Origin of the sequence: Leifsonia psychrotolerans, assembly GCF_013410665.1 — a bacterium.
Taxonomy (GTDB): Bacteria; Actinomycetota; Actinomycetes; order Actinomycetales; family Microbacteriaceae; genus Cryobacterium; species Cryobacterium psychrotolerans_A.
The window spans coordinates 3468929-3483573 of the sequence record NZ_JACCFM010000001.1 but is presented as its reverse complement, the minus strand read 5'-3'; the positions used below and the strand labels follow the sequence as shown (position 1 = coordinate 3483573).

Sequence of the window (14645 nt, the reverse complement as noted above, 5' to 3'; positions counted from 1 at the left end):
TCGATGTGAAAACTACGCGTCGCGACGCTTCAGCAGCACTGCGGCCGCGGTCAGACTCACGGCGACCCAGCCGAGCAGAATCAGCAGGTTCTGCCACCAGGCGAGGATCCCCACTGTCATCGTCAGACCGAACATGCCCATGCCGGCGTTGGAGATCAGGTACGGCAGCAGGTCGTGCGCCCAGTCGGCCGGAATCATTTGAAAGACGATCGGCAGCAGCAACAGCGCTCCGAGTGCTGCCGCGATACCGCCAGCGCCGCTACGCAGGACGGCCCCGATCCCAAGCGCGAACACTGACACGAGAGCCAAATAGAGCGCTGCTCCGAGCAGCGGCACGATCACCACAGGTTCGAAGAGGCTGGCGTGAAGTCCCTCCCTCGCCAGGATGGGTGAGGCAACCAGGAACGAGCTGATCGTCGCGACGGCTCCGACCACGAAGGTTGAGGCGAAGAGCACGACGACCTTTGCCCCGAGGGCGCCCACTCGGCGCGGCACCGCGGTGAGGGTCGACTTGATCATGCCGGTCGAGTACTCTCCGGTGATCATGAGCACGCCGAGCACCGCAACGACGAGCTGGCCGAAGTACACACCGAACGTCGAGGCTCGCACGAGGAAAATCGCCTGGTCAGCAGCCGGCAGCGAGCCGCCGGTCCCCTGCAGATCGAGTGCGAACGACATGATTCCGGCCATGCCGACCGAGATCAGGACCACGATCAGGAACGACCACGCGGTGGCCCGCACGGTGCGTAATTTGATCCACTCCGAGCGGACGATACCTGTCAGGCTGAGGCCGGAACCCGTCGCCACGAAGGTGGCGCGCGGCGAGACCGCGGCCGGTGAAGTGGGTAAGAATGTGGTGGTCATCGTGCGTTCTCCTGCACTGTGGATCCGCCCGTGCGGTACTCCACCTCGTTCTGGGTCAGGGTCATATAGGCCTCTTCGAGTGAGGCCGACAGCGGCGTGAGCTCGTGCAGCACGATGCCGGCGCGACTGGCCGCCTCCCCGATCTCGGCGGCTGAGGCCCCGACGATCTCGAGCACATCGTGGTCGACGTTCGTCACCGTCGTGTCCGGCCGGGCACACAAGCTCGCCAGCTGGGCGAGGTGAGGGCTGCGCACCCGAACCGTGCTGCGCGTGGCCGAGGCGATAATGTCGGCAACCGGCGCATCCGCAATCACGCGTCCGCGCCCGAGCACGATCAGGTGGTCGGCGGTCATCGCCATCTCGCTCATCAGATGCGACGAGAGCAAAACCGTTCGGCCCTCGGCGGCGAGCTGACGCATCAGGTGACGTACCCACTGCACGCCCTCGGGATCGAGACCGTTGACAGGCTCGTCGAGGATGAGCGTGGCCGGGTCGCCGAGAAGCGCGGCGGCGATGCCGAGGCGCTGGCCCATGCCGAGCGAGAAGCCGCCGACGCGCTTGCGGGCGACGGATTCAAGGCCGGTGAGCTCGATCACCTCGCGCACGCGGCTCGCGCCGATGCCGTGCGTGGCCCCCATGGCAAGCAGGTGATTGTAGGCGGAACGGCCGGTGTGCACGGCCTTGGCGTCGAGCAGTACGCCCACTTCGCGTAGCGGCGCCGAGTGCTCACGGTAGAGCCTGCCGTTGACGGTCACCCGACCGGCGCTGGGCCGGTCCAGGCCGACGATCATGCGCATGGTGGTCGACTTGCCGGCACCGTTCGGGCCGAGAAAGCCGGTTACCCGGCCAGGCTGCACGGTGAAGTCGACACCGTCGACCGCCGTCTTCGTTCCGTAGCGTTTCGTCAGGGACTGTGCCTGAATCATCCGTTGTCCTTTTATCTCGTAAACGTCGTGGTGGGGCCGAAGTTTTGAAGGGGCCCGCGCGGGCCTTCTCAATCCACCTCGAAGCCTGAGGTCGGCCCCACCACTGACGTTACGGAGAACGGATGCCGACGCGCATCAACCGGAAGGATGGCAGCACGCCTCGACCCGTGCTACCGGAGTATGACGTTTGCGCAGGGACGTCACGGGGAACGCGCGGCTACTTCTTCTTGTGGTGCGACTTCTCGTCAACGGGTGCCTCGCCCGACGCCCGCAGGTTGGCGTAGTAATCCCGAGCCTCGGCCTGACGCTCGGCCTCAATGCCCGAGGCGATCGGCGCACGCAGGTGCGCCTGCGAGTAGCCGAACGAGTCCACGAGGTCTTGCGCGTGCGGGCGCAAGCGGGCGATCAGCCGGTCAATGTACGACGTGATGGCCTGCGCACGTTGTGCCGACAGACGCCCGTTAATCAGGTACCAGGCGAGATTCTTCTCGATCAGGCCAAGCCCGAACAGGTCTCGCAGCCAGGTGAGAACCTGGGCGGTGCCGGCATCCGTCGTGGCGTCAACCGCCCGGCTGAATGCCTCCCACTGCAACAACTCGCCGTGCGCGCGGGCCGCCTCGATCAGCTGGTTCTGCTGCGAGTTGAACAGGGCGGCAGCCTGCTTCTTCGGCAGTTTGCTGGCTGGGCGCAATACCGTCGCGGCCGCGGCGATCATGCCCTCGACGCGGCCGGTGAGCAGCTCGCGCTGCACAGTGATGTCACGGAGCGCTCCGATCGACCGTGCGGTCGAGCCGAGATCGGCCACATTCTGCGTGAGCCGATGCAGCCCGCTGCCGTTGTAGGCGCGGTCCGTCGCCTGCTTGAAGACGTACCGGGCGAGCGCACCCGGGTCAGCCTTCGCGAACTGTTTGCTGTAATCAGTGAGCAGCCGCTTGGCGACGAGCTGTAGCAGCACGTTGTTGTCGCCTTCGAATGTGGCGTAGACGTCGAGGTCGGCGCGCAGCCCCACGAAACGGTTCTCAGCGATGAAGCCGGCTCCACCACAGGCTTCGCGAGCCTCCTGCAGAGTGTCGAGAGCATGCCAGGTTGAGAGCGGCTTGAGCGCAGCGGCGAGGGTCTCGAGGTCTTGACGGTCGGCATCCGTGTCGGCCTTGCCGCTGAAGACGGCGTCGAACTTGACCAGGAACTCGTCGTGCGCAAAATTTGCCGCATAGGTCGTAGCCAGGCGAGGGATGAGGCGGCGCTGATGGCGCTGGTAATCGAGAATGACCTCCTCATCGGTATCGCTGCCCGCCGTGAACTGGCGTCGCTGACCGCCATAGGTGATCGCGATCGTGAGGGCGAGAGCGGATGCTGCGACGGCGGCTCCATCGAGCGATACGCGGCCCTGCACCAACGTGCCGAGCATGGTGAAGAAGCGACGTCCGGGGCTTGCAATCGGGCTCGAATAGGTGCCGTCTTCCGCGACGTCTCCGTAGCGGTTCAGCAGATTTTCACGCGGGATACGCACGTTATCGAAGTGCAGTCGCCCGTTGTCGATACCGTTCAGACCGCCCTTGAGGCCGTCATCCTCACCGCCGATGCCGGGCAGAAAAGCACCGGTCGCGTCGCGCAACTGAACGTAGAACGCGTGAACGCCATGGTTCACTCCCTGTGTGATCAGCTGGGCGAAGACCACGGCCGCGATGCCGTCTCTCGCTGCGTTACCGAGATATTCTTTCCAGGCCGCACGGAACGGAGTGTGCACGACGAACTCTTCGGTCTCGACGTCGTAGGTCGCCGTGGTTCCGATGCTGGCAACATCCGAGCCGTGACCGATTTCGGTCATCGCGAACGCGCCCGGAACCGCGAGGCTCATGATGTCGGGCAGGTACGCGTCGTGGTGCTTCTTCGTGCCGAGGTGCAGCACGGCGGCCCCGAACAGACCCCATTGAACGCCGCCCTTGATTTGCATGCTCGGGTCGGCGATAACGAGTTCCTCGAAGCCGGCGATGTTGCCACCGTGGTCGTCGTGGCCACCGAGATAGGTCGGGAAGGCACGGTGCACGTGGCCGTTGGCGGCGAGAACCTTGAGCTGCTCGAAGACCCGCGCACGGTGGTCTTCCATCGAGAGACCTTCGATGCGTTGCATGTCGGGGCGTGCCGTGAGTTCCCGGGCGGCCAAGCGCACGTCTGCCCACGTGCCGAGGAGGGCACGGCTGAGAGATTCGACATTGACGTGGGGAGCCGTGGGGTCGCCGGCGACCTTGATCGGCCCGGTGTTGACGCTCGGATCGAGGGCGGCTGCACCTGACGAACCGGATTTGGATGCAGCGGCATCCGTGGTGTTCGGCTTCGGCGAACGGGGTGTTGGGCGCTGGGCGGTGTCAACCATCGTTGGTCCTCTTCTCTCACGCTGGCTGTGGTCTCATAACGTTAGGTCTGTGCCTGACGCGCCGGAAATGCTGCGTGAGAGGCCGACAAAGAAGCATGCCGGGCGCGGCATTCGTTCTGTAGGTTTCCTCCATTCAGGCGCGCAAGCCGCGTAGATTACCTCCAGAGTTCCGCCCCTCGCGGGGCCAGCCCAGCCGTGGACGAATCCGTCGCGCAGGGTAGCCCGGCAGGCGCAGGCTCCAGCGTGCGCACACCGCGAGAAGGTGCGCGAAGCCTCGGAGCAATTGTCGGACGGTGCCGGTAGCCTCACTTCATGACCCGATATGTGGCACTTTTGCGTGGCGTGAACGTGGGCGGCATCACCATGAAGATGGCGGATGTCGCAGCACTTTTCACGGGGCTCGGCCTCGAAAACGTGAAGACCGTGTTGGCCAGTGGCAACGTGCTGTTCGACTCAGCAAGTACCCCGCCACACCTGAAGCCGCGAATCGAGAACGCGCTTCGCGAGCGGTTCGGTTACGAGGCCTGGGTTCACGTGCTCGACATCGACACGATCCACCGCATCATCAAGGATTTTCCGTTTGAGGCTGAGCGGGAGGGTTGGCATCCGTATGTGATCTTCACACTTGACCACGCGCTGGCCACCGAATTGTTGGGGTGGCAAGGAACGCTCGATGCGAATCTCGAGAGCATTAGGCCGGGCGAGGGCGTGATCTATTGGACGGTCGAACGTGGAAACACACTCGGCAGCGTCTTCGCGAAAGAGACCGCTCGTGCCAAGCACAAGGCGACCACGACGACCCGCAATCTGCGCACCCTGCGGAAGCTGGTGCGGTGATGGCCGTGGAACGCGACATCATCTATTTCGCTGACGAGAACGATTGGTCGGGCTGGCTCGCAGTAAACGGCACCGACTCCCCCGGGGTGCAGATCGCCATTGCCCGAAAGGGCAGCGCGTTGCCGAGCGTGACATATGCGGAAGCTGTCGAAACGGCGCTCTGCTTCGGTTGGATCGACGGGCGGCGCACGGGACTCGACGAGACCCATTATCTGCAGCTGTTCACGCCGCGCAGAACCCGAAGCATCTGGTCACAGATCAATACCGAGCGGGCGACGACCTTGATCAAGTCGGGCCGCATGATGCCGGCCGGGCTGGCAGAGGTTGAGCGTGCGAAGGCCGATGGGCGTTGGCAGGCCGCGTATGCACCCGCATCCACCATTCAGGTGCCCGACGACTTGACCGTTGCCCTCGCCGCTGCACCCGAGGCAACCGCCGTGTTTGAGAACCTCGACAGCACCAACCGCTACGCCATTCTCTTCCGAATCGCGAACGTGAAGCGGGCTGAGACACGGGCGCGAAAGATCGCCGAGTACGTCGGAATGCTCGGCCGCGGTGAAACCATCTATCCACGAAAGCCGTAAACCGGCGGACGAAACGGGGTCTCGACAGGCTCGACCAACGGGACGGGGGGTTGCAGGGTCTCGACAGGCTCGACCAACGGGACGGGGGGTTGCGGGGTCTCGACAGGCTCGACCAACGGGACGGGGGGGTGCAGGGTCTCGACAGGCTCGACCAACGGGACCGCTCGACCAACGGGACGGAGGGACGCGCGGGAAGGGCGACGCGCGGGCGCTGTTACTGCGCCGGAACGAACGCCCCCGCCGCCACGACGTCAATGACCTTCTGCCCGTACGACTCGAGTTTCTTCGCGCCGATTCCCGAGATTCCGTCGAGATCGGCCAGTGTCTCTGGCTGAGCCTGAGCGACGGCAATCAACGTTGCGTCGCCGAAGACGATGTAGGCCGGAACGCCCTGCTCGCGCGACTCCGCCGAGCGCCACATGCGGAGCGCTTCGAAAAGTTCTTCCTGCGCCGGCGACAGATCGGCTGCTGCGGCCTTTGACCGACCCGCGGTCTTGGCCGCACGGGCGGGCCGTTCTGCGCGTTCGGGTTCGTGGCGCAACTCCACGGTGCGACGCCCGCCGAGAACCTCGGCCGCAGCATCCGTCGGCACCAGAATGCCGTATTCGCCCTGCGTCGCGAGGAACCCCTGCGCCAGCAGCTGGCGCACAACGCCACGCCACTGCTGATCGCTCAGGTCGGCGCCGATCGACCAGGTCGACAGCTGGTCGTGCCCGTGCTGGGTGACGCGTGGCGTGACCTTGCCCCGCAAGATGTCGACGAGGTGGCCGGCGCCGAAACGCTGGTTGCGTTCGCGAGCCAGGCGCACAATTGTGGAGAGGAGCTTCTGTGCCGGTACGGTGCCGTCCCACGCCTCGGGCGGGGTGAGACAGGTGTCGCAGTTGCCGCAGGGTTCGCTCGTCTGACCGAAGTAGCGCAGCAGATTGACCCGGCGACAGTGCACGGTCTCGCAGAGCGCGAGCATGGCATCGAGGTGCGCCGAGAGCTTGCGGCGGTGGGCGAGGTCGCCGGGCGATTCGTCGATCATACGGCGCTGTTGCACGACGTCTTGCAGGCCGTAGGTGAGCCACGCTGTCGACGGCAGGCCATCGCGGCCGGCACGACCGGTCTCTTGGTAGTACCCCTCGACGCTCTTTGGCAAGTCAATGTGGGCAACGAAGCGCACGTCGGGCTTATCGATGCCCATACCGAATGCGATCGTGGCGACAATGATCACGCCATCTTCGCGCAAAAAACGGGCCTGGTTGCGGGCGCGCACGCGCGCGTCGAGGCCGGCGTGGTAGGGCAGGGCATTGAGGCCGCTGGCTTGCAGGAATTCGGCCGTGGCCTCGACCGACTTTCGGCTGAGCGCGTAGACAATCCCCGCGTCATCCGGATGCTCGGTCTTGATGAAACTGAGTAGCTGCTTGCGTGGCTCGGCTTTAGTGACGATGCGGTACTGGATGTTCGGGCGATCGAAGCTGGCGACGAAGTGCTCGGCCGACTCAAGCTGTAGTCGGGACGTGATTTCCTTGTGTGTGGCATCAGTCGCGGTCGCGGTGAGCGCGATGCGCGGCACGTCGGGCCAGCGGTCGGCGAGCTCGGAGAGAGCCAGGTAGTCGGGGCGGAAGTCATGACCCCATTGCGACACACAGTGGGCCTCGTCGATGGCGAAGAGCGCGATCTTTCCACGTGCGAGGAACTGTTTGGTGCCTTCGGACGAGAGTCGCTCCGGCGCGACGTAGAGCAGGTCGAGGTTACCGGAGAGGTAGTCGCGTTCGACCGCACCGCGGGTGAGAGCGTCCTGGCTCGAGTTGAGGAACGCTGCGCGCACGCCAACCGCGGTGAGCGCATCGACCTGATCCTGCATGAGTGCGATCAGCGGGGAGACGACGACGCCGGTTCCCTCGCGCACCAGCGACGGAATCTGGTAACAGAGGCTCTTGCCGCCGCCGGTGGGCATGAGCACGACCGCATCGCCGCCGCCGATGAGCTGGTCGATGATCGCGGCCTGTTCGCCCCGGAATGAGTCGTAGCCGAAGACTGTGTGTAGCGCTTCGGCGGCGGTGGCGAACTTCGCCGATGCCGGTCGAATCGGAGCCGGGTTGGGCCGGGTCCGTGGTGCAGAACCGGATGCCGCGCCGGTAAATCCGGCACCAGAAGACGCCGCATAGTCATATTCCGAGGGGGGCGGCGGAGCGTCGTATTCTTCGGGCGGCGGGCCGAACTGCTCGAAGAAATCGACGTCATCGGGTGCCGAAACGTCGTCAGGGTGCCACGGCGTTTCAGGGTTCGAAGTCATTGCCCAACTCTACCCGCGGTCCCTGATGCTCTTCGTGGGCGGCAACGACGGCATCGGCTGCGGTGAACGCCTGGCCCGGTGCACCGACAAAGTTTTTCGACACGCCGAAAAGGGCCGCCCCCGGGCGCTCGACGCAGTAATAGTGATCGTCACGAGTGATCAATGCAAAAAAAATGAAAATAATTCTCGTTTTGGCGTGCGTGTGGCCAGAGTTCGCCGGATCGGCACAGTAGTTTTGCAGAAATGCTCGCGTACCGTGGCTTCCCTCTTGCCTGAAAACCATTGGGCCGAGCGACGGACATTCCATACGTAACGTTAGGCAGTAGTGCGCACCAAAATTCTTACCCCCATGCTCATAGTCGGCGCCCTCGTCGGCGCCGTTCTCATTCCCACCGCGGCGGCGACCGCTGCGCCATCCCCCCGGGCCACCGCACCGAAGGCTGCAGCTTCTGCCGCGACCAACAGCACGACCACTCTTATTGGCTTTGGCAGTGCTGACTGGTCCTACTTCCGTGGCACGTCGGCACCCGCCGCAACCTGGACGTCCTCGAAAGTGGCCGGCTGGGCCGCCGGCAAAGCGCCCCTCGGCTTCGGCACCAACGCTGGGCCGCTCGGCACGACACTGAAGAACAGCTTCGCGACGAAGCCTCTCGCCAGTTATTTCCAGAAGAGTTTCACTCTCCCGGAGGTGCCGGCCGCTGGAGTTGCGCTCACCACCTGGGCCGATGACGGAGTCATTGTCTACGTGAACGGAAAGGAAGTCGTTCGCAAGAATCTTCCCACCGGCACGATCAAAGACACCAGCTATGCGACTGCTGCCCCGCAGAGCACGGCAGCTCAGGCTGCCAAAGTGACGGCGACGATTCCTGCGTCAGCGCTCAAGGCCGGCTCCAATCTCATCTCTGTACAGGTGCAGTCCAACTGGCGGAACACCCCTAATTCGACGTTTGACGCGCAACTTACAATGGTTCGCTCCACTGCGGCCGTTCCCACCCCCACACCGACCACCCCGGCCGCGCCCACGCCCACGCCGAAGCCCACGTCCACACCGACGGCAACGCCGGCTCCGACTCCGACGAAAGTTCCGGTGGCTCCGGCTCCCGAACAGCCCGAGTCCTCGACGGGAAACATCCCCGGCTGGGGAGCGCCGAGTTGGCGTGACGAGTTCGACTATGTCGATCCGACGTCGAAGAAGCCAGCCATCGACCCCACCAAATGGAACGTGCGTGACCGCAGCGACCTGGGGCTCCTGTTCGACGCAGCCGTACCCAGCAAAGACCAGGTCTCTGTTGACGCCAACGGCGTTGCTCACCTGAAGGCCACCTGGCTCGACACCCCCGTCATCCGTCCGGCGAACCAGACCGGACCGACCGAGCTCTGGCACAAGACCGCGTACATGGACCAGCGTTCACTGCGTCCCGGCGATGTGTCGAAGGGTCAGCAGTACGGACGCTGGGAGATGAAGGCCAAGGTTCCGACCGGCCCGAAGACCTACGGCGCCCTCGCCGCATTCTGGCTGCGCAACTCGCAGTCCGGTGAGATCGACATGATGGAGGCCTGGGGCTACAACGATAAGGCAGCCCCGGGTGGCCAGCGCATCAACACCGCCACCACCACTGTGCACACCCAAACCTCCGGTGCCGGGAACGAGAAGTACATCTGGCACCACTCTGACTTCGGGGCCCCCACTCCGATCTGGGATGGGTTCCACACCTTCGCCTTCGAGCTCACGCCGAGTTACGCCTCGATCATCATCGATGGCAAGAAGATCATGACCACGACGCCGGCGGCGAGCCCGAATCTCTGGAACGCGAAGTACTTCGGTTCGCCCCTGCACATGCGTTTGAACCTGCACGTCGGACCGTCGGAAAAGTACTGGGGACTGCCTGACCCGGCCCACAAGGACTGGACGCAGAACCTCGACTTCCAGGTCGATTACGTGCGCACCTGGGCCTACCAGGGCTAGGTCGTCTTCGCCCGATCGAAACGGCGCCATCCGGATGTTCCGGATGGCGCCGTTCTGCGCTCTGGGGCGAAAGCCGCGCTTATCCGAAGGTGAACGAGTAGGCGGTGAGGCCGGGTGACAGCGTCACGGTGAGGGTACCGGACCCGACGTCCTTGGTCGAGAGCAACGGATACGCGTTCGGCGTCCCTGTCACGTCGAACGTCTTTGTGACGCCACCGGTCGTGTAGCTCACCGTCCCCGTTCCAGAAAGCACCATCATCACGTCGCGCGCCGAGTAGTTCAGGACTACCTGGGCCGCGGCATCCGTCGGCGTGATCGATTGCGTGCCGAGGGTCCATTTGCCGTCCAGTGCGAATGAGTTCTTCGGCAGCTTCGACGGCACCGTGAACGCCGTTGTCAGCGTCGAGTACTTCTCGCTGCCGCCGTAGTTCACCTGCTTCGTCGTGCCCAGAAAAGTCTCGGGTGTCGTGGCCTCGGTCGGGGTGGCGTCCGCAACTTCGGTGGCCGGCGGCAGCTTCACGCTCGGGTTCGCTTGCACCAGCAGTTCACGGATGAGCTTCTCAGTGCTCGAATAGTTTCCCTCTCCAAACTGGATGTTGCGCACGGTGCCTGACGTGTCGATCAGGTAGTGAGCCGGCCAGTACTGGTTGCGATAGTTCGTCCAGGTGGCGAGGTTGTTATCCAGCGCCACCGGGTAGGTGATGCCGAAATCCTTGGCACCGGCCATGACATTGGCGGGAACCTTCTCAAACGCATATTCGGGCGCGTGCACTCCGATGATCTCGAGGCCGAGGTTCTTGTAGGCCTTGTTCCAGGCCACCAGGTGCGGAATCGACCGCTGGCAGTTGATGCAGGAGTACGCCCAGAAATCGACGAGCACGACTTTGCCGCTCTCCTGAGCGAGAGAGATCGGGGCATCGTTCGGAGTGTTGAACCATTGCTGGATGCCCGCCAGAGGAGGCGCAATTCCGCAACTCTCCAACTCGGTGGCACCCGGGGTGCACTTCGAGAGATTCTTGTTCTCGTCGGTCACGAGACCACCGAGATCGAGGGCCTGGGTGACCTGCTTCGAGTTGCTGAATTGATTCTGAAGCGAGCTCGTGTAGTCGGGAATGAGCGCTTGCAACGCGGCCGGAACGTTGTAGACCAGGCCGATCGCCAGGGCGATCATGACGATGCCACCGGTGATGCGGATGCCGCGCTGGTGCTGACGAAATGCCTTGACCCGTTCGGCCACGCGACGACCGGCCAGCGCGAAGACCAGCAGCGGAATTGCGGCACCAAAGGCGAACGTGACGGTGAGCACCACGGTTTCAGGGCCGATCTTGCCGGTTGATCCGGCGACCGTGATAGCAGCGAGCACGGGACCGGCGCACGGAACGTAGACCGCACCGAGCGCGAGTCCAAGCAGGAACCCGCCGCGCTCGGTGCCGACGTTGCGCTGCGGGATCCAGGAGAACGGCTTCTCGAGGATGGCCTCGAACTTCGGGATGATCAAGCCGATACCGATGAGGATAAGCACGATCAGACCGGCCCAACGCAGCACATCCTGCGGCAGGTGCAGCAAGGTCAGAATGAGCGAGCCGACGAGCGTGAAGATGCTGAAGCTCACCACCAGCCCGCCGATCACCAGGAAGGGCCGCCATCGTGATGGTGCCGGCGGCGGCGGCGCATCGGCCGCGACGTCAGTGGTGTTTCTGGCGCCTTGGACTCCCCCCGAAAAGAAGATGACGGGCAGTACGGGCAAGATGCACGGTGATATTCCGGTGATCAATCCACCGAAGAATCCGATGAGGGCTAGTGAGAGCACGGTCTCCTCCAAAGTCTGTCGAAGGGGATTCGGGGCGGATGCCGTTTGGGATTGGGCAGTGCCCGAACTCGCAGCAGCGAAAGTGGGCACATGAATATTGGGCAAAAGAATTTCGGACAAACTCCAAACCGCATCAGCGGGGGCTCCGAATGAGTTGTGAAGGCCGCACAGCAGCAGGCTTTCGGCCAACCGGCCACTTCATCAAAGGAGAACTTTCATGCAACTCTTCACACGCAAGGCTTTGACCGGTCTCTCCATCGCCGCGATCGCCACCATTGCTCTCGCGGGCTGTTCGATGGGTACCAGTGGTTCAACAGCCACCTCGAGCTCACCGTCGATGTCGAGCAGTGAACCGGCAATGACGGCCGACCCGGCCGCCGACCTCGTCGGTTCCGGCTGTGCCGCCTACGCGAAAGAGGTTCCGAGCGGTGCCGGTTCGATCACCGGCATGTCGTCCGACCCCGTCGCCGTCGCGGCATCCAACAACCCGCTGCTGACAACCCTTGTGGCCGCCGTGTCCGGCAAGCTCAACCCGGATGTCAACCTGGTTAGCACCCTCAACGGCAGTGAATTCACCGTCTTCGCTCCCGTCGACACGGCGTTCGCCAAGATCGATGCCGCCACCATCGACACGCTGAAGACGCCGGCTGGTGCTGCAACGCTGACCAAGATCCTCACCTACCACGTGGTTCCCGGTCAGATCGCCCCTGACGCCATCGATGGCACCCACACCACCGTCGAAGGTGGAACCCTGACCGTCACCGGCAGCGGCGACAACATCATGGTCAACGGCGCCAGCGTGATCTGTGGTGGAGTTCACACCGCCAACGCGACCGTGTACCTGATCGACAGCGTGCTGATGCCGCCGACGAACTAATCGCATCTTCTCAACCGAAAGAGCCCGTCACCGTGAGGTGACGGGCTCTTCGCGTCTGTTTCTCAGAGTGCTCAGCTGCGTTCGTAGCGCACGAAACGGTACTCGAGTCCGGTGCGCGACACATGCCACCCGTCCGCGGGGTCGACAACGGATGCCGTCCAGCTCGCGTCGATCGCGGGGGCGAACGTGTCGCCGTCGAAGGCTGCCCTGATCTCGGTGACCTCGAGCCGGTCGGCCACGTCACGGGCCAGGGCGTAGATCTGGGCGCCACCGATGACCCACGCAGGCTGCTCGCCGACGATGGCGAGGGCATCCGTCAGCGAATGCACCACGTCGACGCCGTCCGCGGCCCAGTCGGCCTGACGGGTGATCACGATGTTGCTCCGGCCCGGCAACGGACGGAAGCGTGGCGGCAGGGAATCCCAGGTCTTGCGGCCCATAATCACGGCGGCATCGAGGGTGACCTGCTTGAAATGAGCGAGATCTTCGGGCACATGCCAGGGCATCACGCCATCTTTGCCGATGACTCCGCCGTCGGCTTCGGCCCAGATCAGGCCGATCTGCGGCTGGCTCATACGGCAACCGCGCCACGGATGGCGGGGTGGTGCTGGTAGTTTTCGACGACGAGATCGTCGAAGTCGTAGTCGAAGATGCTCGCCCGCTCGGTCTCGATGCGCAGCTGCGGGTACGGGTATGGCGCGCGGCTGAGCTGCTCGGTGACCTGGTCGACGTGGTTGTCGTAGATGTGGCAGTCGCCGCCGGTCCAGACGAACTCGCCCACCTCGAGCCCGGTCTGCGCCGCGACCAGATGCGTGAGTAGGGCATAACTCGCGATGTTAAAGGGAACACCGAGGAACAGATCGGCGCTGCGCTGGTAGAGCTGGCAGCTGAGTTTGCCGTCGGCAACATAGAACTGGAACAGCGCGTGGCAGGGCGGCAGCGCCATATTAGGCACGTCAGCGGGGTTCCAGGCTGACACGATCAGGCGGCGGGAATCGGGTGTGTTCTTGATTGCCTGGATGACGTCGGAGATCTGATCGATCTGATCGCCGTTCGGGGTCGGCCAGGAGCGCCACTGCACACCGTAGACCGGGCCCAGCTCGCCGTCGGCATCCGCCCATTCGTCCCAGATCTTCACGCCGCGCTCCTGCAACCAGCGCACATTCGAGTCGCCGCGCAGGAACCAGAGCAGCTCGTAGGCAATCGATTTGAAATGCACCCGTTTGGTGGTGATGAGCGGGAAGCCCTCGGCCAGGTCAAACCGGATCTGACGGCCGAAGACACTGCGCGTGCCCGTGCCGGTGCGGTCAGTCTTGTGGGTGCCGTGAGCCAGGGTGTCGCGGAGGAGATCTTCGTAGGGGGTCGCTATCGTCACTGTCACTCTGCAATCGTATCTGCCGAGGTGTGGCGGGCCTGGAGGCGAGACCGGAGTTGTGGTCGTTCTCAGCTCGTGAGAAGAGCCACGACTCCGATCTCGCGAGGGTTTTTAGTTGGGATGTTTCGGCTTGCGGCGGCCCAGCACCAGCAGGGTGACGAGCGTGGCCACGATCACCGCGGCCACCGCCCCCCCGATCCACAGCACATCGGAGAGCATGCCGTCGTTCGAGCCGGATGCGCCGGGGGCGGCGGCATCCGTTGGCGGAGCCTGGGTGCTGCCCGCGTTCACCCCCGCGCAGTTCTGCGGAGTCGGCGAGCCCGCAGCCCGCGTCTGGGCGGCGTCGGGCTGCCAGGTGAACGTGAAGTCGCCCGAGATGGTGTGGCCGTCGGCGGAGACGACCTGCCAGACCACCGTGTAGTCGCCCGGCTCCCCGAGCTGCGCCTCGGTTTCGAGCGTCGGCCCGAAAACCGTGGCACAACCGTCGCCGTAATAAAGCGGTGGGGCGGCCCCGGCCGGCCCCGAGATCTGCATTCCCGTGCTCTGCGGGAAGTTCTCGAGGCTGTCGCTCGTCGTCACCGAGATCAGCGTGGGCTGAGCGGTCACAACCGCTCCCGCGGCGGGCACGGTGCCGATCACTGAGTTATGCGCCAGCGCAGGCGCCGCGTTCAGAGTGAGGAGTGCCGCGATGAGTCCTGCACCCAACGCAGCGACCCCAACGCGGGAGATGATGCGAAAGCCGCTCATCTGT

13 protein-coding genes are annotated in these 14645 nt (G+C 64.2%); 4 read left to right on the top strand and 9 right to left on the bottom strand.

All coding sequences use genetic code 11. From position 1 onward, the window contains the following. Nucleotides 1-12 precede the first annotated feature (12 nt). From HNR05_RS15805 to HNR05_RS15795, 3 genes are all read right to left on the bottom strand, one after another. Nucleotides 13-864, bottom strand: coding sequence for an ABC transporter permease subunit (locus HNR05_RS15805; RefSeq protein WP_179580006.1), 852 nt, complete (start codon nt 862-864; stop codon nt 13-15). Continuing rightward, on the bottom strand, nt 861-1790 hold the full coding sequence (locus HNR05_RS15800; protein ID WP_179580005.1) for an ABC transporter ATP-binding protein: 930 nt from the start codon (nt 1788-1790) through the stop codon (nt 861-863). The genes HNR05_RS15805 and HNR05_RS15800 overlap by 4 nt, the downstream gene beginning before the upstream one ends. 217 nt (nt 1791-2007) lie before the next feature. Continuing rightward, a complete protein-coding gene (locus tag HNR05_RS15795) occupies nt 2008-4164 on the bottom strand; it encodes an acyl-CoA dehydrogenase family protein (RefSeq protein WP_179580004.1) in 2157 nt (718 codons plus the stop codon). A gap of 312 nt (nt 4165-4476) precedes the next feature. Between HNR05_RS15795 and HNR05_RS15790 the strand changes: the two genes are divergently transcribed. Together HNR05_RS15790 and HNR05_RS15785 are read left to right on the top strand one after the other, a co-directional pair. After that, a complete protein-coding gene (locus HNR05_RS15790; protein ID WP_179580003.1) occupies nt 4477-5001 on the top strand; it encodes a DUF1697 domain-containing protein in 525 nt (174 codons plus the stop codon). Beyond that, nucleotides 5001-5585 carry a YdeI/OmpD-associated family protein gene (locus tag HNR05_RS15785; protein WP_179580002.1) on the top strand — a complete coding sequence of 195 codons (585 nt, stop codon included), beginning with the start codon at nt 5001-5003 and terminating at the stop codon, nt 5583-5585. Before HNR05_RS15790 ends, HNR05_RS15785 begins: the two co-directional genes overlap by 1 nt. Before the next feature lie 214 nt (nt 5586-5799). Here the strand turns inward: HNR05_RS15785 and recQ are convergent, their stop codons facing one another. Both recQ and HNR05_RS15775 read right to left on the bottom strand, forming a co-directional pair. Further along, entirely contained in the window at nt 5800-7866 is a 2067-nt protein-coding gene (gene recQ, locus HNR05_RS15780; RefSeq protein ID WP_179580001.1) for a DNA helicase RecQ, read from the bottom strand. After that, a complete protein-coding gene (locus tag HNR05_RS15775) occupies nt 7850-8173 on the bottom strand; it encodes a hypothetical protein (protein WP_179580000.1) in 324 nt (107 codons plus the stop codon). The genes recQ and HNR05_RS15775 overlap by 17 nt, the downstream gene beginning before the upstream one ends. Before the next feature lie 42 nt (nt 8174-8215). On the opposite strand from HNR05_RS15775, the gene HNR05_RS15770 reads away from it, so the two are divergent. After that, nucleotides 8216-9832: a glycoside hydrolase family 16 protein gene (locus HNR05_RS15770; RefSeq protein ID WP_179579999.1), complete on the top strand. Its 1617-nt coding sequence runs from the start codon at nt 8216-8218 to the stop codon at nt 9830-9832. Nucleotides 9833-9911: 79 nt separating this feature from the next. On the opposite strand, the gene HNR05_RS15765 is transcribed toward HNR05_RS15770, so the two are convergent. Next, a complete protein-coding gene (locus HNR05_RS15765; RefSeq protein WP_179579998.1) occupies nt 9912-11642 on the bottom strand; it encodes a cytochrome c biogenesis protein CcdA in 1731 nt (576 codons plus the stop codon). Between the two features lie 217 nt (nt 11643-11859). Here HNR05_RS15765 and HNR05_RS15760 point away from each other — a divergent pair, with 217 nt between their 5' ends. Then, on the top strand, nt 11860-12519 hold the full coding sequence (locus HNR05_RS15760; protein WP_179579997.1) for a fasciclin domain-containing protein: 660 nt from the start codon (nt 11860-11862) through the stop codon (nt 12517-12519). A 71-nt stretch (nt 12520-12590) separates the two neighbouring features. Here the strand turns inward: HNR05_RS15760 and HNR05_RS15755 are convergent, their stop codons facing one another. The 3 genes from HNR05_RS15755 to HNR05_RS15745 all read right to left on the bottom strand — a co-directional run bounded on the left by HNR05_RS15755 (nt 12591) and on the right by HNR05_RS15745 (nt 14641). Next, nucleotides 12591-13094 carry a dihydrofolate reductase gene (locus HNR05_RS15755; protein WP_179579996.1) on the bottom strand — a complete coding sequence of 168 codons (504 nt, stop codon included), beginning with the start codon at nt 13092-13094 and terminating at the stop codon, nt 12591-12593. After that, nucleotides 13091-13900, bottom strand: a complete 810-nt coding sequence (locus tag HNR05_RS15750; protein WP_179579995.1) for a thymidylate synthase — start codon at nt 13898-13900, stop codon at nt 13091-13093. The genes HNR05_RS15755 and HNR05_RS15750 overlap by 4 nt, the downstream gene beginning before the upstream one ends. 105 nt (nt 13901-14005) lie before the next feature. Beyond that, a complete protein-coding gene (locus HNR05_RS15745; protein ID WP_179579994.1) occupies nt 14006-14641 on the bottom strand; it encodes a copper resistance CopC family protein in 636 nt (211 codons plus the stop codon). Nucleotides 14642-14645: the final 4 nt, after the last annotated feature.

Excerpts from the sequence above, each read along its gene's own strand:
- HNR05_RS15805 (WP_179580006.1), bottom strand. The coding sequence starts at position 864 with ATGACCACCACATTCTTACCCACTTCACCGGCCGCGGTCTCGCCGCGC.
- HNR05_RS15800 (WP_179580005.1), bottom strand. The coding sequence starts at position 1,790 with ATGATTCAGGCACAGTCCCTGACGAAACGCTACGGAACGAAGACGGCG.
- HNR05_RS15795 (WP_179580004.1), bottom strand. The coding sequence starts at position 4,164 with ATGGTTGACACCGCCCAGCGCCCAACACCCCGTTCGCCGAAGCCGAAC.
- HNR05_RS15790 (WP_179580003.1), top strand. The coding sequence starts at position 4,477 with ATGACCCGATATGTGGCACTTTTGCGTGGCGTGAACGTGGGCGGCATC.
- HNR05_RS15785 (WP_179580002.1), top strand. The coding sequence starts at position 5,001 with ATGGCCGTGGAACGCGACATCATCTATTTCGCTGACGAGAACGATTGG.
- recQ (WP_179580001.1), bottom strand. The coding sequence starts at position 7,866 with ATGACTTCGAACCCTGAAACGCCGTGGCACCCTGACGACGTTTCGGCA.
- HNR05_RS15775 (WP_179580000.1), bottom strand. The coding sequence starts at position 8,173 with ATGGAATGTCCGTCGCTCGGCCCAATGGTTTTCAGGCAAGAGGGAAGC.
- HNR05_RS15770 (WP_179579999.1), top strand. The coding sequence starts at position 8,216 with ATGCTCATAGTCGGCGCCCTCGTCGGCGCCGTTCTCATTCCCACCGCG.
- HNR05_RS15760 (WP_179579997.1), top strand. The coding sequence starts at position 11,860 with ATGCAACTCTTCACACGCAAGGCTTTGACCGGTCTCTCCATCGCCGCG.
- HNR05_RS15755 (WP_179579996.1), bottom strand. The coding sequence starts at position 13,094 with ATGAGCCAGCCGCAGATCGGCCTGATCTGGGCCGAAGCCGACGGCGGA.
- HNR05_RS15745 (WP_179579994.1), bottom strand. The coding sequence starts at position 14,641 with ATGAGCGGCTTTCGCATCATCTCCCGCGTTGGGGTCGCTGCGTTGGGT.